Source organism: Streptomyces sp. NPDC111520, from assembly GCF_055635295.1.
In genome coordinates, this window is record NZ_JBVKBW010000005.1 from 19820 (window position 1) to 39473 (window position 19654).

Genomic DNA, 19654 nt, shown 5'->3' on the forward strand with positions numbered 1-19654 from the left:
CCGGACCCTGGTCACCTCGCTCCCGGAGGGCCCGTGCCCTACGGCACGCGAAGGCCGCCGTCCGGTGCCGGCCTCCCCTGCCGGGTCCCGGCGTTCACGGGGTCGGGCCGGCCGGAGCCGGCAGCGGGGGTCCACCGCCGGTCAGCGACATCGCCAGTCCGGCGGTCAGCCATCGGTGGGCCACCGTCATGTTCAGCACGCGCCCGCCGGTGACCGTGCCGACCAGGCCCCAGTAGCGTTCCAGGCGGGGGTCGAAGCCGGACGACCTCGACACCAGGGCGTGCAGGTACGCGCGGAAGGCGGGGGTGTCCGACTCCCGCCGGGCCCGGGCGTGGGCGGCGACGAAGGCCTTCACCGCGTCCCCGCTGCCGGGCGGCAGCCCCTGGGCCACGGCGGCGGCCGTCAGGCCGGCGACCTCTTCGATCTCCCCGTAGAAGGCCGGGGCGTCCCTCATCTCCTCGTCGTGGTCCTGGGTCCAGCGGGTGAAACTGGGCGTGGAGATGAGCAGATGGAGCTCGGCGTAGGCCAGGACCGTCGTGGGTCCGGGGTCCTGCGGCGGGTCGGGGGCCAGCATGGCGATCATGATGTCGAGCCGGCGCCTGGGCAGGGACCCGGAGAGCTCGCGGTACCAGTGGTCGGTGAGCGTGCGGCGCGCCTGCGGGAGCTGCTGCACGCGGGCGAGGATCCCCAGCCGCCGGAGCCGTTCCTCGCCGGGGCAGTCGTCCAGCGACTCGAGCGTGGCCTGACGCCACCGCAGTTCGGCCAACCGCTCCTGCACCGCTTCGAGTTCGGTCGCCACCAGTTCGTCCAGGGAACGCTCACCGGTGACCACCTGCGTGATGGTCGCGATCGGGGTGTCCAGCGCCCGTAAGCGTCTGATGAGGCGTATCCGCTCCCACGCCTCGGGGCCGTAGCGCCGGTGGCCCCCGCCGCTGCGGGCGGCGACGGGCAGCAGCCCGCTGTCGGAGTAGTAACGGAGGGTCTTGACCGGCACCCCCGTTCCCGCGGCGAGTTCACCGATGCTCCATGTGTCCTGCGTCACGGTGCCTTGAACCTCCAGCGCGGGGGAGGTCCTAGCGTACTGATCACCGGCCGCCCCGGTCCGCCCTTCCCCGTCGCTCAGGCCCCGTTCCGGCCCGGCCGGCGACGTACGACCCCGGGCACCCGAGCGGCCGCGTCCGATGCCGCCCGATCCCCTCCGATCCCTTCCGATCCCTTCCGATCCCCTGCGACCAAGAACGGTGGTCACGCATGTCCCCGATCATCACCGCACCCCGTCCGTGCCGAAGAGACAGGCTCCGTGCGGTGCTCTTCGCCCTGCTCTGCGCGGTGGCGCTGCTCACGGCGACCGCCGCGCCGGCGACCGGCGCACCGTCCGGTGGCCCGCACTCCGCGGGGCGGGGCGGCACCGTCGTACGGACCGACCACGGCCTCGTGCGCGGCGTGTCCCACGGCTCGTACACGACCTTCGAGGGCCTTCCCTACGCCGCGCCGCCGACCGGACCGCTGCGCTGGCGCGCCCCGGCGCCGGCCGCCGCATGGCGTGGTGTCCGGGACGCGACGACGGCGGCTCAGCGCTGTGTGCAGATGCCGGCGCCGGGGGCGAGCGCCGTCGTCGGGTCGGAGGACTGCCTCTACCTCAACGTCACGACGCCGGCGACGACGCCCGAGCCGGCCCGCAAGAAGCGACCCGTGCTGGTGTGGCTGCACGGCGGTGCGTTCCTCGGCGGTTCCGGCGGTGACTACGACACGGGGCGGCCGGCGGTCCGCGGGGACACGGTCGTCGTCACGGTCAACTACCGGCTGGGGATCTTCGGTTACTTCGGTCACCCCGGGCTCGGCTCCGCCCCGCCGTTCGGGCTGGCGGACCAGCAGGCCGCCCTGCGCTGGGTGCGGGCGAACGCGGCGCGCTTCGGCGGCGACCCGGGCAACGTCACGCTGTTCGGCGAGTCCGCGGGCGCGCTCGGCATCTGCGCGCACCTCACCTCGCCGACGGCCGCCGGGCTCTTCCAGCGGGCGCTGCTCCAGAGCGGTTCGTGCTTCATGTCCTTCCCGCGCGGCGCTCTCGGACCCGGTACACCGGCGTACGAGCCGTTCGCCCCGCAGCGCGACGTCCAGACGGCCGGTGTGGAGGCCGCACGGCAACTCGGCTGCACGGCGGGCGACGCGGACGCGGTGCTGGCCTGCCTGCGCGGTCAGGGCACGGAGCGCCTCGCCACGGCCCCGTTGATGCAGTCCTTCAACCGGCCCGCCTTCGGCAACGGGCTGCTCCCGGTGGCGCCGGACCGGGCGCTGGCGTCGGGGCGCTTCCACCGCATGCCGGTCCTCCTGGGCACCAACCACGACGAGATGCGGATGTTCGTCGGTCTGTCGCTCGCCGCGTTCCCCGTCCTCACCGAGGACGACTACCGCGCCCGGCTCGTCGAGGCCTTCGGACCCTCGGCCGCGGCCGTCGAGGCGCGGTATCCGGCGGCGCACCACCCCACGCCCGCACTGGCCTGGGCGGCGGTGCTGACCGACCGGTCCCTGACGTGCACCACGCTCGCAGCCGGCCGGGCGGTCGCCGCACATGCCCCCGGCGTCCCGCTCTACGGCTACCAGTTCAGCGATCCGGACGCCCCCGTCCTCAGCGGTCTGCCGGCGAACCCGGGCTTCCCCTACGGGGCGGCGCACGGCTTCGAAATGCCGTTCCTGTTCCCGCCCTTCCCCACCGAAAGGCCGCTGACAGAGGGGCAGCGCGCCCTGTCGGACCGCATGGTCGACTACTGGACGCACTTCGCGCGCACCGGCGACCCGAACGCGCCGGGCGCCCCGGTCTGGCCCGTCCTGCGCCCCGCGTCGTCCGGCGCGCCGTCGGTGCAGTCGCTGGCTCCCGGGCCGGGCGGGATCCGTCCCGTCGACGCGGCGTCCGCGCACCACTGCTCGTTCTGGGACCGCCTGCCGCGGTGAGCGCGCCCGCGTGCGGGGCCGGGACGGGGCGGCGCGAGCGCCGGCCCCGTCAGCGGTCCCGCCGCTCCGCGTCGCGCGCCGCGCGGGCCCGCGCCGCGTCCCCGTCGGGCGCGCCGGACGCGGACCACTGCAGGAGGAAGCGCAGGGCGTCCGCCGAGGGGGTGCCGGGGCGGGCGGTGTAGGTGATCAGGGACTGGCCGGTCTGGCCCTCGACGGTGAGCTGCTGGACGTCCAGGGTGAGGGGCCCGACCAGGGGGTGCTGGTAGGTCTTGCTGCGGGGCCGGGCCCCGCGTACCCGGTGGCTGCCCCACCAGGCGCGGAAGTCGGCGTCCTTGACGCTGAGTTCGCCCACGAGGGCGGCCAGCGCCGGGTCCTCGGGGTAGCGGCCCGCCTCCATGCGCAGGGAGGCCACGCACTCGCGGGCGATGCCCGCCCAGTCGTCCCCGTACAGCGCGCGGTAACCGGGGTCGAGGAAGGTCAGCCGGATGACGTTGCGGTGCTCGGGCGGGAGGGCGCCGAAGTCGGTCAGGAGCGCCGTGGCGGGGGCGTTCCACGCCAGGACGTCCTGCCGGCGGCCCAGCACCAGCGCCGGGACGTCGCGCATGCCGTCCAGCAGTTGCTGGATCTGCGGCAGCACCCGTTGCGCCGGGGCCGGGCGGGACGCCTTCGGCTGGGTGACGTCGGCGATGGCGAAGAGGTAGGCCCGCTCGTCCGGGGCCAGTTCCAGGGCGTCGGCGAGCGCTTCGAGGACGCCCTGGGACACCCGACGGTTGCGGCCCTGCTCCAGGCGCACCACGTAGTCGACGCTGACGTGGGCGCGCTCGGCGAGTTCCTCGCGGCGCAGCCCGGGGACGCGGCGGTGGCGGCCGTCGTCCGGCAGGCCGAGGCGTTCGAGGTCGACCGCGCCCCGCCGGGCGCGCAGGAAGTCCCCGAGCGCGTTGTCGGGGCGGTGCGGGCGGTCTGCGGAAGGCATGCCCCCATTCTCGGCACCGGACGGGACGCGTGCCTGGTACGGGCAGTCCCAGGGACACTCCGTCCCTGGCCGGCCCTGTGGCGCCGGGCGGAGCGTGGAGCGGACGCCGGCCGGTACCCGCCGTGCCGGCGCCGACCCCCTCCGTGAACGACCCGAGGAATCCTGATGATCACGTATGACCGGCTCTTCATCGGCGGCCACTGGACCGCTCCCACCACACCGGACCTGATCGAGGTCCGCTCCCCCCACGACGGCTCGCTGGTGGGCCGCGCCGCCCAGGCCGGCGCGGCGGACGTCGACCGGGCCGTGGCCGCCGCCCGTGCCGCCTTCGACGAGGGCCCGTGGCCCCGCATGAGCCCCGAGGAGCGGATGCGGGTCGTGGCCCGCTTCGACGAGCTGCACCTGGGCCGGGCCGCCGAGATCGCCGCGCTGATCACCGCCGAGAACGGCTCCCCCCACTGGTTCACCTCGATGCTGCAGCCGGCCGTGTCCGTGCAGACCCAGGGCTATCTGCGGGCCGCGGGCGAGCTCGCCTGGGAGGAGCGCCGTCCGGCCGCCGGCGGCGGGCAGACCGTGGTGCGCCGCGAGCCGGTGGGCGTGGTGGCGGCGGTGATCCCGTGGAACGCCCCGCACCAGTCGGCACTGGCCAAGCTGGTCCCGGCACTGCTGGCCGGGTGCACGGTGGTGCTCAAGCCGTCCCCCGAGACCGCGCTGGACGGTCTGCTGCTCGGGGAGCTCTTCGCCGAGGCGGGCTTCCCCGACGGGGTGGTCAGCATCCTGCCCGGCGGCCGCGAGGCCGGCGCCCACCTGGTCGGCCACCCGGGCGTCGACAAGATCGCTTTCACCGGCTCCACCGCCGCGGGCCGCGCCATCGCGGGCGCCGCGGCGGAGACCTTCAAGCGCGTCACCCTGGAGCTGGGCGGCAAGTCCGCGGCGATCGTCCTGGAGGACGCCGACCTGGACGAGGTCGTGGCGGGCCTGAGGTACAGCTCCTTCGGCAACAACGCCGAGGCGTGCGTCGCGCAGACCCGCATCCTGGCCCCGCGCGGCCGCTACGAGGAGGTCGTCGCGGCGGTGGCGGCGCTCGCCGACGGCCTCACGGTGGGCGACCCGGCGGACCCGGGCACCTTCCTCGGCCCGATGGTCCGCGCCGACCAGGCCGAGCGGGTCCGCTCCTACATCGAACTCGGCGTACGGGAGGGCGCGCGGCTGGTGACGGGCGGTCCCGGCGTCCCGGAGGGCCTGGAGGGCGGGCACTACGTGCGTCCCACGGTCTTCGCCGACGTCGACAACGCGATGCGGATCGCCCGCGAGGAGATCTTCGGGCCGGTGCTGGTCGTGATCCCCTTCGACGACGAGGACGAGGCCGTCCGCATCGCCAACGACTCCCCGTACGGCCTGGGCGGCGGGGTGTGGACGGCGGACCGGGAGCACGGCCTGGAGATCGCCCGGCGGGTCCGCACCGGCACCTTCCACGTCAACGGCGCCGCACCCGACATGGCGGCCCCGTTCGGCGGGTTCAAGGCGAGCGGGATCGGCCGTGAGTTCGGCGCCGCGGGGCTGGCCCACTACACCGAGCTGAAGGCCATCGCGATCTGACCCGCGCGCGTGTCCTGCCCGGCGGCCGGGCGCCTTGCTCAGCCGCCGGGGGAGGACTCCGCCAGCGCCGCTTCCACGGCCTCGACGGCCTCCTCGGCGGAGTCGGCGCGCAGGAACGTCTCCGCGGGCCAGGGTCCCCGCACGTCCCAGCCGCCGACCACGACGACGGGCTTGCCGGTCCGCAGGGCGAGCGCCACCTCGCTCAGCGTTCCCCAGCTGCCGCCGACCGCCACCACGGCATCGGAGGCGGCGACGACGAGGCCGTTGCGGAGCTCGCCGAGGCCGGTGGCGATCGTCACGGAGAGGGACGGGTCACCCGCCCGGCGGTCCCGGCCCGGGAGGAGTCCGACGGAGGTACCGCCCTGTGCGCGGGCTCCCTCGGAAGCGGCGCCCATCACCCCGCCGAGCCCGCCGCAGACGACGACGGCCCCGCGCCGGGCCAGGAGTTCACCGACCGCGCGGGCGAGGTCGCGCTCCCGACCGGTGGCTTCGGCGGGACCCACCACGGCGACATAACGGCTCGTCACGGCCCCTCCCGCGGGCTCCGGCTCCGATTGACAGGGACGACGCCGAGGATATTCGCTGCAGGGGTGACCTCGTACGTCCTCACGCCCCGACGCGTGTCCCTCGCCCTGCTGGTCTCGACGCTGACCCTCGCCGCCTGCCAGGGCACGCCGTCCGCCCCCGAGTCCATGGTCGCCACGGGCCGCGCGGCGGTCCCCAAGGCGTCCTGCGCGGACCGCGTCCTGGCGGCGATGAACGACACGCAGCGCGTCGGCCAGCTCTTCATGGGTGCGGCCCAACTGCCCACGCCGCCCAAGGCCGACGTGGACGCGATGCGCTCCTACGCCGTCGGGTCGGTGTTCCTCGCCGGCCGCAGCACGTCAGGGGTGACGAAGACCCGGACGCTCGTGGACGGGCTGCAGAAGTCCCTGGGGCAGACCGCGGCCGGGCAGCGGGTCGGCCTGCTGGTCTCCACGGACCAGGAGGGCGGCCAGGTGCAGGTCCTCAAAGGCACGGGCTTCTCCACGATCCCCAGCGGGAAGACCCAGGGCACCTACTCCACGGCCACGCTGCGCTCGCGGGCGGAGGGCTGGGCGAAGGAGTTGAAGAAGGCGGGCGTCAACGTCAACCTGGCGCCCGTCGCCGACATCGTCCCCACCTCGATCGGCACCGCGAACGCCCCCATCGGCCGCTACGGCCGCCAGTTCGGCTCGACCTCCGGGGTGGTGTCCCCGCACGTCACGGCGTACGTCCAGGGCTCGAAGGCGGCCGGGGTGCTGACCACGCCCAAGCACTTCCCCGGCCTCGGCAGCGTCAAGGGCAACACGGACACGACCGCCTCGGTGACGGACACGACGCTGACCCGGACGGGCAGCAACATCGCCCCCTTCCGCGCGGGCATCTCCGCGGGCGCGGGGCTGGTGATGGTGTCGCTGGCGACGTACCAGCGCATCGACCCGAAGCACAAGGCCGTGTTCTCGTCGCTGATCGTGGATCAGACCCTCCGCCGCGACCTGGGCTTCAAGGGCGTCATCATCTCCGACGACCTCGGCAAGGCGGCCTCCGCCCAGTCCGTGGCCCTCGGCCAGCGCGCCCTGTCCTTCCTGCGCGCCGGCGGCGACCTCACCCTCACCGTCTCCCCCAAGGGCATCCCCACCATGGCCGAGGGCATCCGCTACGCCATGCGCCACGAACCGAAGGTGCGGACGCTGGTCGCGAACAGCGTGCGGCGCGTGCTGACGGCCAAGGAGGCGGCCGGGGTGCTGCGCTGCACCGGCTGACGCCGCCGCGCGGGCCTGCCGCCGCCGGTCAGCCGGCCTCGATCGGCGCCGCCAGGGCGGCGCCGATCGAGGCCGGCTCGCGGGCGGAGACCACGGTGTTCTCGAACTGGCCGTACGTGTCGCACAGCTCGAACGCGCCGTCGGCGTGTACGCGCACGAGCGCCGTCGTGGTGTTCACCGAGGACCGCGGGGACTGCCCGGACGCCACCTTCTCCACTTCCGCGAGGAAGTCCAGGACGCTCCAGGCCCGCCTGCCGAACGAGCTCGCGAGCGTTTCCACCGCCCGTAGCAGGTTCTCGTCCGCCGGCGGGGTACGGGTCGGATTCCAGAAACCGTCGCGACGGGTGAAGTCCCAGACTGCGGCGTCGCCTTCGTCCACGGGCCCGGGCTCCTTCGGGGTGTCGGTGACGGCGTGCGGGGTCCGCTGTGGGACGTCCGGACGAACGGAGCACCGGGGCCCGAGGGCCGGGGCCGCCACCCGGGGGCACGGCAGGGATGGCGGGCCGGGGCCGTGCGGTGGCACTGTCGGAGCATGGAGCAGCTCTCCCGCAGGCACGTCGCGCAGCGCTGGCTGGCCCGCCTGGCCCTGACCGCGGCGGGAGCGGCCGTGGCGCTGCCGCTGGTGGTCGCCGGGCTGCGCAGCATCGCGCTGGTGGGCGCCGCGCTGGGCGGCACCGCGCTGACGGCGGCGGGGGCGTGGTGGGTGCTGACCCGCCGCGGTGTGGTGCGGGCGCTGGCCGTAGTGCTGACCGCCGCGACCCCGCTGGCCGTCCTCGCCTACTACGACCGGGCCAACCTGCTCTGGGTCGTGGTCACCTCACTCGGCCTGTGGGCGCTGGCCGTCGTCGCCGGGCGCACCGCCGTGCGGGCCACCCGGGCCCACGAGGCGCGGCTGCGGGAGCGGATCGCGGGCCGGCCGCGGCGGCCGTTCCTGATCATGAACCCGCGGTCCGGCGGCGGCAAGGTCGGCGAATTCGGGCTCAAGGAGAAGGCGGAGGCGCTCGGCGCACGGGTCGTGCTCCTCGACCCCGACCGTCCGCAGGACGTCGCCGAGCTCGCCCGGCGGGCGGCGGACGAGGGCGCCGACCTGCTCGGGGTGGCCGGCGGCGACGGCACGCAGGCGCTGGTCGCCGGGGTGGCCGCCGAACGGGGCCTGCCCTTCCTGGTGATCTGCGCGGGCACGCGCAACCACTTCGCCATGGACCTGGGGCTGGACCGCGCCGATCCCGCGGCCTGCCTGGACGCGCTCCGGGACGGCGTGGAGCTGCGGGTCGACCTCGGCTACGTGGGCGACAGGCCTTTCGTCAACAACGTGTCCTTCGGGGCGTACGCGGCGGTCGTGCAGAGTCCCGCGTACCGGGACGACAAGGTCGGCACCATCCTGGAGCTCCTGCCCGACCTGCTCACCCACCGCGCCGGACCCCGGCTGACGGCGACGGCCGGGGACAGCGTCGTCGAGGAGCCGCAGGCGGTGCTGGTGAGCAACAACCCTTACCGGACCGACGACCCGGCCGGGCTCGGCCGCCGGGACCGTCTCGACACCGGACTGCTGGGCGTGCTCGGCGTCAAGGTCGACAACGCCGCGCAGGCGGCCGGGCTGCTGATGGGTCCCCGGGTCGCCTCCGGGCTCACGGTGACGACGGCGCGGGAGGTGGTGACCACGGCCGACGCCGCCGAGATCGACGCGGGCGTGGACGGCGAGGCACTCGTCCTGCCCACCCCCGTGCACTGCCGCATCCGTCCCGGGGCGCTGCGCGTCCGGGTACCCCGCGACCGGCCCGGCGTACCGGCCACCGGCGTCCGCACGGACTGGCGCCGGCTGCGCAAACTCGCCCTGACCATGGGCCGTACGGCAGCCGGGCGTCCCACTTCCTGATCCGCCCCCGGCCCACGCGTGCGCGGCGGGACCGCGGTCGACGGGGCCGGCGGCCGGTCAGCCCGGCGGCTGGTCCCGGCGGCGGCCGATCCGGGCGACGGGGACCTCGAGGACGAGTTCGAGGCCGTCCACCTCGTCCCACTGCTCACCGACCTCGACGAAGCCGAACCCGGAAATCGTGGCGAGGGACGCGGTGTTCCCGGGGCTGATCGTCACCCGCACGGTCCTGACCGCGGCTTCGGCGGCGGCGCGACGCATCAACTCCGTCAGCGTCGCCCGGGCGTACCCCTGACGTCGGTGGCCGGGGGCCACCGAATAGCCGATCTCCACCATGCCCGCCCCGTCGGGCGGCCCGTGGAACCCGGCGTACCCCACGACGACGCCTTCGGGCTCGGCCACCACGGCCCGGGTGAGCCACCCCGCGCTGCGCGGGTCCGAGGCCAGCTGATCGAGCCGGTACCGCCAGACCCACTTCGCCCGGTCGGTGAGGAAGTAGTCCGTGAGCGCGACCCCGGCCGCCGCACTGGCCCGGGCGAGGTCGTCGTCCAGCAGGGCGGTCATGGCCGTGCCCGGGAGATCGACGAGTCCCACCGACCTCCGACCGGTCGGGGCCGGGGACCGGCGGGCGGGTTCATCCGTCACAGCGCGGATGCTCGCGCGGCACCCTGGCGCGTGTCCAGCGGTTTTCGCAGTGGGCGACGCCCGCACGGCTCAACGCACTCAGGCGGCCGCCGGACCGCGTCAACCCCGCCACCAGCTGACGCCCGAACGGCGGCGCCCCGGCCGGGCCCGCGCACCGCCGCGGGCAGGCCTTCGGCCGGAGCACGACCCACCGGTGCCGGTGCTCCCCGGCCGGCGGCCCGGTCGGCCCAAGAACGCCGGTCAGCCGTCGCGGCACCCAACGCCGCCGCACCGCGCACCCCCGCGCCGTCGCCGGACGCCCGGCCGGCGCGGCGTCAGCGACGGATCAGGCTGGAGTCACGCACCACCAGTTCCGGCTGGAGCACCACCCGACGGTGCCGGTGCTCCCGGGCCTGCGGCCCGGTCTCCTCCAGGAGCATCCCGGCGGCCAGCGCGCCCATGTTCGCGGCGGGCTGCCGCACGGAGGTGAGCGGCACGGCCGCCGCGGCCGCGAACTCGATGTCGTCGTAGCCGACGATGGCCATCTCGCCGGGGACGTCCACCCCCGCCGCGTACAGCGCCTGCAGCACCCCGAGGGCGAGCAGGTCGTTGGCGCAGAACACGGCGGTCGGCCGCTCCGGGAGGCCGAGCAGCCGGTGGCCGGCGTCCCGTCCCGCGGCCACGTCCAGCCGCTCCGTGGGCAGTTCGCGCAGGGTCTCCGGCGGCAGCCCGGCCTCCGCCAGGGCGGCGAACGCGCCCTCGCGCCGGTCCCGGACCTGGTGGAGGTGCCCGGGGCCGGAGACGTACGCGATCCGGCGGTGCCCGGCGGCCGCCAGGTGGCCTACGGCCATGCGGCCGCCGGCCACGTCGTCCACCGACACCGAGCACTCGGAGGTGCCCGCCGCGACCCGGTCGACGAGGACGAAGGGGATGCGGTGCCGCCGGAACGCGGCGAGGTTGCCGCCGTCGGCGTCGGCCGGCGTCACCAGCACCCCCCGTACCCGCTGCTCCGCGAAGAGCGACAGGTACGCGGCCTCCTCCTGCGGGTTCTCGGCGCTGTTGCAGACCATCACGCCGAGCCCCGCCTGCCGGGCGGCCCGTTCCGCGCCGCGTGCCACGTCGACGAAGAACGGGTTGCCCATGTCGAGCACGAGCAGGGCCATGATCCTGCTGCGGCCCGCCCGCAACTGCCGGGCGGACTCGCTGCGTACGTACCCCAGCCGGGCGATGGCGCGCTGCACACGGACCCGGGTCGCCTCGGGGACCGCGTCCGGCCGGTTGATCACATTGGAGACCGTGCCCACGGACACGCCCGCCTCACGGGCGACGTCCTTGATCCCCACCGTGCGGCCCTTCTCCGCCACGCCCGGGCTCTCAGAACTTGAACTGGTCGATGTTGTCCTTGGTGAACACGGTCGGCTTGCCGAGCACCACGACGCCGTCCTTGCCGATGGTGTAGCTGCCCATGTCACCGGCCTTGAAGCTCTGGCCCTCCGTGCCGGAGATCTGGCCGGAGGCCAGGGCGACCGCGGCGTACGAGGCGAGCGAGCCGAGCTTGGCCGGGTCCCACAGCTCGAAGGCCTCGACGGTGCCGTTCTTGACGTATGCGCGCATGTCGTTGGGCGTGCCGAGGCCGGTCAGCTTCACCTTGCCCTTGTACTTGGAGCCCGCCAGGTACTGGGCGGCCGCCTTGATGCCGACCGTGGTCGGGGAGATGATCCCCTTCAGGTTGGGGTACTGCTGCAGCAGGCCCTGGGTCTGCTGGAAGGACTGCTGGGCGTCGTCGTTGCCGTAGGCGACCTTGACCAGCTTGACGTCCTTGTACTTGGGGTCCTTGAGCTCGTCCTTCATGAAGTCGATCCAGGTGTTCTGGTTCGTGGCGGTCTGGGCCGCCGAGAGGATCGCGATCTCGCCCTTGTAGCCGATCTGCTCGGCGAGCAGCTGCACCTCGGTGCGGCCGAGGTCCTCGGAGCTGGCCTGCGAGACGAACAGGTCGCGGCACTCGGGCTTGGTGTCCGAGTCGTAGGTGACGACCTTGATGCCGTTCTTGCGGGCCTGGTTGAGCGAGGTGCACAGCGCGCCCGGGTCCTGCGCGGAGACGGCGATCGCGTCGACCTGCTGCTGGGTCAGGGTGTTGACGTAGCTCACCTGGCCGGCGGTGTCGGTGCCGCTGCTGGTGCCGACCTCCTTGTAGGAGGAGCCCAGCGCGTCCAGGGCCTGCTTGCCGCCGCCGTCGGCGATGGTGAAGTACGGGTTGTTGACCTGCTTGGGCAGGAAGGCGACGGTCAGGCCCTTCTTGGTCGCCGCGTTGGGGTCGGCCGACGCGGTCGCCTTGGCGCCGCCGCCACCGCTGTCCTTGGAGGAGTTCTTGGTGGTGCCGCCGCAGGCCGTGGCGCCGAGCGCGACGGCCGCGGTCACGGCGACGACGACGGTGGCACGACGGGTGAGGGTTCTGGACATGGTGATCCTTTCGCTGCCGGAGCGCGCGCCGGAGTGGGGACGGGAGGGGGTGCGGGGGGCGGTGGTGCCGTGGGAGGGGTGCGGGGGGAAGTGGGGGTTCACGAGGCGGCGAGCGCGGCCGGGGCCTTGCCGGCCGACCTCCTGCGCGCCCTGGCCTGCGCGACCTGGCGGCCGATCCTCGGGGCGAGGACGGAGATGACCAGGAGCACGCCGGTGACGACGATCTGGGACTGGGCCGAGACGTTGAGCAGGCTCATGACGTTCTGGCCGGCGCCGAGCAGGAACACACCGGCGATGGCGCCGCCCAGGGTGCCCTTGCCGCCGTCGAAGTCGATGCCGCCGAGCAGGACGCCGGCGATGACGGACAGCTCCAGGCCGGTGGCGTTGTCGTAGCGGGCGCTGGCGTAGTGCAGCGCCCAGAAGATCCCGGTGAGGGAGGAGACCAGACCGGTCGTCACGAACATGGCCAGCTTCAGCCGCCGCACCCGCACTCCCGCGAACCGGGCCGCCTCCTCCGAGGCGCCGACCGCGAACAGGGAGCGTCCGACGGGGGTCGCGTGGAGCACCAGGACGGCGATCAGCAGCAGTACGGCGAAGGGGATCGCCGCGTACGGGATGAAGGTGCCGTCGATCCGGCCGGCGCCGAAGTCGAGGTACTGCTGCGGGAAGTCGGTGACGGAGTCGGCACCGAGCACGATCTGCGCGATGCCGCGGTAGGCGGCCAGCGTGCCGATGGTGACGGCGAGCGAGGGCAGGCCGAGCCGGGTCACGAGCAGGCCGTTGACCAGGCCGCACAGGGCGCCGAGGAGCAGGCAGAGCGGGATGATCGTCTCGATCGCCATGCCGCCGTTCCACAGCGCGCCCATGACGGCGCCGGACAGTCCGGCGGTGGAGCCGACGGACAGGTCGATCTCGCCGGAGACCACGAGCATGGTCATGGGCAGCGCGATGAGCGCGATCGGCAGGGTGTTGCCGATCAGAAAAAACACGTTCAGGGCGTTGCCGAAGTTGTCCACGAAGGAGAAGGAGCAGATCAGCAGGACGACGAGCAGGGCGCCGACCGCGGTGTCCCAGCGCACCGCGCCGCCGAGGCGGGCGAGCGGGGCGGGGGCCTCGGTGGTCTCAGGCATGGTGGGCACTCCTCATCTGTGCGGCCCGCTTGCGGAGGACGCCGGCCACCCGCAGCGCCACGATCCGGTCGACGGCGATGGCGAGCAGGAGCAGGACGCCGTCGATGGCCAGCACCCACACCGAGCTGACGCCGATGGAGGGCAGGACGCTGTTGATCGAGGTCAGCAGCAGGGCGCCGAGGGCGGCGCCGTAGACGGTTCCGGAGCCGCCGGTGAAGGCGACGCCGCCGACCACCACCGCGCTGACGACGGTCAGTTCGTAGCCGTTGCCGGTGCCGGAGTCGACGTTGCCGAAGCGGGCGAGGTAGAGCGCGCCGGCGAGACCGGCGAGCGCCCCGCACACCACGTACGCGGTCAGGATCCGCTTGCGGACCGGCACGCCGGCCAGCCGGGCGGCCTCGGGGCTGGAGCCCAGCGCGTACAGGTCGCGTCCGCCGCGGTAGCTGCGCAGGTAGTAGCCGGCCACGACCAGCACGAGGAGCGTCAGCAGCGCGAGGTAGGGGATCACCGACAGGCCGTCGTGGCCGAAGTCGACGAAGCTCTCCGGCAGGTCGCCGGCGGTGATCTGGCGGGAGCCGACCCAGATGGAGTCGATGCCGCGGATGATGTAGAGCGTGCCCAGGGTCACCACCAGCGCCGGGACCTGACCCAGGCTCACCAGCAGGCCGTTCAGCAGGCCGAAGAGCACGCCGAGGGCGACCGCGATGAGCACGGCGACGAGCGGGTTGCCGCCGCCGTGCAGGTAGGTGCCGGAGGCGAAGGCCGAGATGCCGAGCACCGAGCCGACCGACAGGTCGACGTTGCGGGTGATGACGACCATGGCCTGGCCGACGGCGACGAGCACGAGGATGGTCGCGTTCAGCAGGAGGTCCTTGACGCCCTGCTGGGAGAGGAACTCGCTGTTGTAGATCTGGGTCGCGGCCAGCATGACCACGAGCACGGCGAGCACGGCGAGCGCCCGCAGTTTCAGCACCCGGTCCAGGAAGCGGCGGGGCGCGGTCGGTTCGTCCGCGGCGATCTGCTGCGGGGTGTCGGCGGTCACGGTCACGCCGCCCTCCTCACGCGGCCGGTCGCCGCCGCCATCACGGATTCCTCGGTCGCCTCCGACCGGGGGATCTCGGCCGTCAGTCGTCCCTCGTGCATCACCAGGACGCGGTCCGCCATGCCGAGGATCTCCGGCAGGTCGGAGGAGATCATCAGTACGGCCACGCCCTCGGACGCGAGCCGCGACAGCAGCCGGTGCACCTCGGCCTTGGTGCCGACGTCGATGCCGCGGGTGGGCTCGTCGACGATCAGCACCTCGGGCGCGGTGGCGAGCCACTTGGCGAGGACGACCTTCTGCTGGTTGCCGCCCGAGAGGGTGCCGACGACGTCGGCCAGCCGGGCGTACTTCACCTGGAGCCGGACGGCCCAGTCCAGGGCACGGCTGCGCTCCGCGCCGCGGTTCATCAGTCCGCCCTTGGTGGTGGCGGAGAAGCCGGTCAGGCCGATGTTGCGCTCGATGGACATCTCCATCACCAGGCCCTGGGCCCGGCGGTCCTCGGGGACCAGCGCGATCCCCGCGGCCATGGCCAGGCTGGGCGCGCCGCCGCGCAGCGGCTTGCCGCCGACGACGACCTCGCCGGCGTCCCGGCGGTCCACGCCGAAGATCGCCCGGGCGACCTCGCTGCGCCCGGCGCCGACCAGGCCCGCCAGGCCCACGATCTCGCCGCGGCGCACCTCGAAGGAGACGTCGGTGAAGACGCCCTCGCGGGTCAGCCGGCGCACGCTGAGGGCGACTTCGCCGATCTCGGCGTCCTGCTTGGGGTAGAGCTCGTCCAGGTCGCGGCCGACCATGCGGCGCACCAGGTCGTCCTCGGTGAGCCCGTCGAGGGGCTCGCTGGCGATCCACGCGCCGTCCCGCAGGGTGGTGACCCGCTGGCAGAGGGCGAAGATCTCCTCGAGGCGGTGGGAGATGAAGAGCACCGCGGCGCCCTGCTCGCGCAGGGACCTGACGACGCCGAAGAGCCGGGCGACCTCGCTGCCGGTGAGCGCGGCGGTCGGCTCGTCCATGATCAGGACGCGGGCGTCGAAGGAGAGCGCCTTGGCGATCTCCACCAACTGCTGGTCGGCGATGGACAGTCCGCGGGCGGGCTGTTCCGGGTCGAGGTCGACGCCGAGACGGCGGAAGAGCTCGGCCGCGGCCTCGCGCACGGCCTTGTGGTCGACCCTGCCGAGCGAACGGCGCGGCTGGCGGCCGACGAAGATGTTCTCGGCCACCGACAGGTCGGGGAAGAGCGTGGGCTCCTGGTAGATGACGGCGACCCCCGCGTCACGGGCGTCCCCCGGGCCGTGGAACTCCACGGGCCGGCCGTCGAGCAGCACCGTGCCGGTGTCCGGGCGGTGCACACCCGCGAGGGTCTTGATCAGTGTCGACTTGCCGGCGCCGTTCTCACCCGCCAGGGCGTGGGCCTCGCCGGCGTGGAGCCGGAGCGACACATCGCGCAGAGCGCGAACGGCACCGAAGGACTTGCTCACCCCCTCGAGCGCGAGCACCGGAGTGGTCTCCGGTTCGGGGTGCGTCATTGCGCCCTCCTGCTATGAAATGTTTCAACGGAGTTGCCGGGAAGCTAGCCCCGCCCCGCGAACGCGTCAAGAGCTGTCGCCTCCCCCTCCTGACCTGCACCCTCGCGAAACCCGCAGGTAACAGCGCCGGCAACGCCGCACGAACAGCGACAACGCGCCTTCCTGGTACGGATGACACGATTCAATAACGGGGATCGGGACCGGCAGACCCCTTGACGGCCACCGGTGGACGTGGATAGCTTCACAGCCGAATGAATCGATTCACTGGAGCCGGTTCACTGAGCCGATTCACCGAGCCATCCGAGGTGGACATGCCTGACATCGCAGCCGTCAAGGCCGCACTCACAGCCCAGCGGATCGAGACGCCGTCCTGGGGTTACGGCAATTCCGGCACCCGTTTCAAGGTCTTCGCCCAGGCCGGGGTGCCCCGTGACCCGTACGAGAAGCTCGACGACGCGGCCAAGGTGCACGAGTTCACCGGCGTCGCCCCCAAGGTGGCCCTGCACATCCCGTGGGACCGGGTCGAGGACTACACCGCGCTCGGCGCCCACGCCAAGGAACGCGGCCTGGAACTGGGCGCGATCAACTCCAACGTCTTCCAGGACGACGACTACAAGCTCGGCAGCGTGTGCCACCCCGACCCCCGGGTCCGCCGCAAGGCCACGGACCACCTGCTGGAGTGCGTCGACATCATGGACGCCACCGGCTCGGCCGACCTCAAGCTCTGGTTCTCCGACGGCACCAACTACCCCGGCCAGGACGACGTCGTGGGCCGCCAGGAGCGGCTCGCCGAGGCCCTGGCGGAGGTCTACGAGCGACTCGGCGACGACCAGCGGATGCTGCTGGAGTACAAGCTCTTCGAGCCGGCGTTCTACACCACCGACGTCCCGGACTGGGGCACCGCGTACGCCCACTGCCTCAGGCTCGGCCCCAAGGCGCAGGTCGTCGTGGACACCGGACACCACGCGCCGGGCACCAACATCGAGTTCATCGTCGCCCTCCTGCTGAGCCAGGGCAAGCTCGGCGGCTTCGACTTCAACTCCCGCTTCTACGCGGACGACGACCTGATGGTCGGCGCCGCCGACCCCTTCCAGCTCTTCCGGATCCTGCACGAGGTCGCCAAGAACCGCGGCTTCGAGACCGAGACCGACGTGGCCTTCATGCTCGACCAGTGCCACAACATCGAGGCCAAGATCCCCGCCGTCATCCGCTCGGTGATGAACGTCCAGGAGGCCACCGCCAAGGCCCTCCTGGTGGACCTCGACGCCCTGGGCGAGGCCCAGCGCTCCGGTGACGTCCTCGCCGCCAACGCCGTCCTGATGGACGCGTACAACACCGACGTGCGCCCCCTGCTGCGCGAGGTGCGCGAGGAGCGCGGGCTGGCCCCCGACCCCGTCGCCGCGTACCACGCCTCCGGCTGGCAGGAGCACATCGTCGCCGACCGCGTCGGCGGCACCCAGGCCGGCTGGGGCGCGTAGGCCCCGCCGCCCCCGCACCTCCTCGTTCCTCCCCTCCCGAAGGACACCCCATGGCACCCGCCACCCATCCGGAAGTCGCCGCGCTGCTGGAGCGCGCCCACCGCCTGGGCGCCGACCCGCGCAACACCAACTACGCCGGGGGCAACGCCTCCGCCAAGGCCACCGCCACCGATCCCGTCACCGGCGGCGCCGTGGACCTGATGTGGGTCAAGGGCTCGGGCGGCGACCTGGGCACGCTCACCGAGGCCGGCCTCGCCGTGCTGCGCCTGGACCGGCTGCGCGCCCTGACCGCCGTCTACCCGGGCCCCGAGCGCGAGGACGAGATGGTCGCGGCGTTCGACTACTGCCTGCACGGCAAGGGCGGCGCCGCCCCGTCCATCGACACGGCCATGCACGGCCTCGTCGACGCGGCCCACGTCGACCACCTGCACCCCGACTCGGGCATCGCGCTGGCCTGCGCCGCGGACGGCGAGAAGCTCACCCAGGAGTGCTTCGGCGACAAGGTCGCCTGGGTGCCGTGGCGGCGTCCCGGCTTCCAGCTCGGCCTGGACATCGCCGCCATCAAGGAGGCCAACCCGCAGGCCGTCGGCGTGGTCCTCGGCGGTCACGGCATCACCGCCTGGGGCGACACCTCCGAGGAGTGCGAGCGCAACGCCCTGTGGATCATCCGCACCGCCGAGGAGTTCCTGGAGCAGCACGGCAGGCAGGACCCGTTCGGCGCCGCGCTGCCCGGCTGGGAGCCGCTGCCGGAGGCCGAGCGCCGGGTCCGGGCCGCAGCCCTCGCCCCCGTCCTGCGGGCGATCGCCTCCCAGGACCGCCCGCAGGTCGGCCACTTCACCGACTCCGTGCCCGTGCTGGACTTCCTCGCGCACGCCGAGCACCCCCGGCTGGCCGCGCTCGGCACCTCCTGCCCGGACCACTTCCTGCGCACCAAGGTCCGCCCCCTCGTCCTCGACCTGCCCCCGACGGCGCCGCTCGAGGAGGCCGTGGCCCGCCTCGAGGAGCTGCACGCCGCCTACCGCGCCGACTACCAGGCGTACTACGACCGGCACGCCACCGAGGACTCCCCCGCCATCCGCGGCGCGGACCCGGCGATCGTCCTCGTCCCGGGCGTCGGCATGTTCAGCTACGGCAAGGACAAGCAGACCGCGCGTGTGGCGGGCGAGTTCTACGTCAACGCGATCAACGTGATGCGCGGCGCCGAGGCCGTCTCCACCTACGCGCCCATCGACGAGGCGGAGAAGTTCCGCATCGAGTACTGGGCGCTGGAGGAGGCCAAGCTCCAGCGGATGCCGAAGCCCAAGCCGCTGGCGACCCGCATCGCCCTGGTGACCGGGGCGGGTTCGGGCATCGGCCGGGCCATCGCGCACCGCCTCGCGGCGGAGGGCGCCTGCGTGGTGGTCGCCGACGTCAACACCGACGGCGCGCGGACCGTCGCGGAGGAACTCGGCGGCCCCGACCGGGCGGTCGCGATCACCGTGGACGTGACGAGCGAGGAGGCCATCCGGGCCGGCTTCGACGAGGCCCTGCTGGCCTTCGGCGGGGTGGACCTGGTGGTCAACAACGCGGGCATCTCCATCTCCAAGCCGCTGCTGGAGACCACCGCCCGCGACTGGGACCTCCAGCACGACATCATGGCCCGCGGCTCCTTCCTCGTCTCCCGCGAGGCGGCCCGCGTGCTGGTCGCGCAGAAGCTCGGCGGCGACATCGTCTACATCGCCTCCAAGAACGCGGTCTTCGCCGGCCCCAACAACATCGCCTACTCCGCCACCAAGGCCGACCAGGCGCACCAGGTACGGCTGCTGGCCGCCGAGCTCGGCGAGCACGGCATCCGCGTCAACGGCGTCAACCCCGACGGGGTCGTCCGCGGCTCGGGCATCTTCTCCTCCGGCTGGGGCGCGCAGCGCGCCGCGACGTACGGGGTGCCGGAGGAGAAGCTCGGCGAGTTCTACGCCCAGCGCACCATCCTCAAGCGCGAGGTGCTCCCCGAGCACGTCGCCAACGCGGTCTTCGCCCTGACCGGCGGCGAACTGACGCACACCACCGGCCTGCACGTCCCGGTCGACGCCGGCGTGGCCGCGGCGTTCCTGCGCTGACGCCGACAGCACCGTGCGGGGGAGGCGGGCGGGCGGGTCCCCCGCACCCGGGCCTTCCACAAACCCCCCCGTGGGGCGACCCCCCGCCAACACCCCCCCCGTCCCCACCCCAAAAACCCGAAA

Annotated in this window: 16 protein-coding genes; 6 read left to right on the top strand and 10 right to left on the bottom strand. The window is 73.6% G+C overall.

What is annotated here, in order from left to right; translation table 11 throughout:
• Positions 1 to 94: 94 nt before the first annotated feature.
• The gene (locus ACZ7MY_RS12410; protein ID WP_499601341.1) at positions 95 to 1042 is read right to left on the bottom strand and encodes a MerR family transcriptional regulator; all 948 of its coding nucleotides are present in this window, start codon (positions 1040 to 1042) and stop codon (positions 95 to 97) included.
• 263 nt (positions 1043 to 1305) lie between these two features.
• Between ACZ7MY_RS12410 and ACZ7MY_RS12415 the strand changes: the two genes are divergently transcribed.
• The gene (locus ACZ7MY_RS12415; RefSeq protein WP_499601343.1) at positions 1306 to 2949 is read left to right on the top strand and encodes a carboxylesterase/lipase family protein; all 1644 of its coding nucleotides are present in this window, start codon (positions 1306 to 1308) and stop codon (positions 2947 to 2949) included.
• Positions 2950 to 2998: 49 nt separating this feature from the next.
• On the opposite strand, the gene ACZ7MY_RS12420 is transcribed toward ACZ7MY_RS12415, so the two are convergent.
• The gene (locus tag ACZ7MY_RS12420; RefSeq protein WP_499601344.1) at positions 2999 to 3922 is read right to left on the bottom strand and encodes a helix-turn-helix domain-containing protein; all 924 of its coding nucleotides are present in this window, start codon (positions 3920 to 3922) and stop codon (positions 2999 to 3001) included.
• A gap of 165 nt (positions 3923 to 4087) precedes the next feature.
• Here ACZ7MY_RS12420 and ACZ7MY_RS12425 point away from each other — a divergent pair, with 165 nt between their 5' ends.
• The gene (locus ACZ7MY_RS12425; RefSeq protein WP_499601345.1) at positions 4088 to 5521 is read left to right on the top strand and encodes an aldehyde dehydrogenase; all 1434 of its coding nucleotides are present in this window, start codon (positions 4088 to 4090) and stop codon (positions 5519 to 5521) included.
• Positions 5522 to 5559: 38 nt separating this feature from the next.
• On the opposite strand, the gene ACZ7MY_RS12430 is transcribed toward ACZ7MY_RS12425, so the two are convergent.
• On the bottom strand, positions 5560 to 6048 hold the full coding sequence (locus ACZ7MY_RS12430; RefSeq protein ID WP_499601346.1) for a TIGR00725 family protein: 489 nt from the start codon (positions 6046 to 6048) through the stop codon (positions 5560 to 5562).
• 63 nt (positions 6049 to 6111) lie between these two features.
• Here ACZ7MY_RS12430 and ACZ7MY_RS12435 point away from each other — a divergent pair, with 63 nt between their 5' ends.
• Positions 6112 to 7305, top strand: coding sequence for a glycoside hydrolase family 3 N-terminal domain-containing protein (locus ACZ7MY_RS12435; protein ID WP_499601347.1), 1194 nt, complete (start codon positions 6112 to 6114; stop codon positions 7303 to 7305).
• Between the two features lie 28 nt (positions 7306 to 7333).
• Here the strand turns inward: ACZ7MY_RS12435 and ACZ7MY_RS12440 are convergent, their stop codons facing one another.
• A complete protein-coding gene (locus tag ACZ7MY_RS12440) occupies positions 7334 to 7684 on the bottom strand; it encodes a hypothetical protein (protein ID WP_499601348.1) in 351 nt (116 codons plus the stop codon).
• Positions 7685 to 7837: 153 nt separating this feature from the next.
• Between ACZ7MY_RS12440 and ACZ7MY_RS12445 the strand changes: the two genes are divergently transcribed.
• Positions 7838 to 9181, top strand: a complete 1344-nt coding sequence (locus ACZ7MY_RS12445) for a diacylglycerol kinase family protein (RefSeq protein ID WP_499601349.1) — start codon at positions 7838 to 7840, stop codon at positions 9179 to 9181.
• A 57-nt stretch (positions 9182 to 9238) separates the two neighbouring features.
• Here ACZ7MY_RS12445 and ACZ7MY_RS12450 read toward each other — a convergent pair whose 3' ends face one another.
• The 6 genes from ACZ7MY_RS12450 to ACZ7MY_RS12475 all read right to left on the bottom strand — a co-directional run bounded on the left by ACZ7MY_RS12450 (position 9239) and on the right by ACZ7MY_RS12475 (position 15957).
• Positions 9239 to 9742 (bottom strand): GNAT family N-acetyltransferase, encoded by a 504-nt coding sequence (locus ACZ7MY_RS12450; RefSeq protein WP_499601987.1) that lies wholly within the window; start codon positions 9740 to 9742, stop codon positions 9239 to 9241.
• Positions 9743 to 10137: 395 nt separating this feature from the next.
• A complete protein-coding gene (locus tag ACZ7MY_RS12455) occupies positions 10138 to 11166 on the bottom strand; it encodes a LacI family DNA-binding transcriptional regulator (protein WP_499601350.1) in 1029 nt (342 codons plus the stop codon).
• A 10-nt stretch (positions 11167 to 11176) separates the two neighbouring features.
• Positions 11177 to 12262, bottom strand: a complete 1086-nt coding sequence (gene rhaS / locus ACZ7MY_RS12460; protein WP_499601351.1) for a rhamnose ABC transporter substrate-binding protein — start codon at positions 12260 to 12262, stop codon at positions 11177 to 11179.
• Between the two features lie 98 nt (positions 12263 to 12360).
• Positions 12361 to 13392, bottom strand: a complete 1032-nt coding sequence (locus ACZ7MY_RS12465) for an ABC transporter permease (protein ID WP_499601352.1) — start codon at positions 13390 to 13392, stop codon at positions 12361 to 12363.
• Positions 13385 to 14440: an ABC transporter permease gene (locus tag ACZ7MY_RS12470; protein WP_499601353.1), complete on the bottom strand. Its 1056-nt coding sequence runs from the start codon at positions 14438 to 14440 to the stop codon at positions 13385 to 13387. The genes ACZ7MY_RS12465 and ACZ7MY_RS12470 overlap by 8 nt, the downstream gene beginning before the upstream one ends.
• Positions 14437 to 15957 carry a sugar ABC transporter ATP-binding protein gene (locus ACZ7MY_RS12475; RefSeq protein WP_499601354.1) on the bottom strand — a complete coding sequence of 507 codons (1521 nt, stop codon included), beginning with the start codon at positions 15955 to 15957 and terminating at the stop codon, positions 14437 to 14439. Before ACZ7MY_RS12475 ends, ACZ7MY_RS12470 begins: the two co-directional genes overlap by 4 nt.
• Positions 15958 to 16268: 311 nt before the next feature.
• Between ACZ7MY_RS12475 and rhaI the strand changes: the two genes are divergently transcribed.
• Both rhaI and ACZ7MY_RS12485 read left to right on the top strand, forming a co-directional pair.
• Complete coding sequence (gene rhaI / locus ACZ7MY_RS12480) at positions 16269 to 17435, top strand: L-rhamnose isomerase (RefSeq protein WP_499601355.1); 1167 nt, start codon at positions 16269 to 16271, stop codon at positions 17433 to 17435.
• A 50-nt stretch (positions 17436 to 17485) separates the two neighbouring features.
• A complete protein-coding gene (locus tag ACZ7MY_RS12485; protein WP_499601356.1) occupies positions 17486 to 19531 on the top strand; it encodes a bifunctional aldolase/short-chain dehydrogenase in 2046 nt (681 codons plus the stop codon).
• Positions 19532 to 19654: the final 123 nt, after the last annotated feature.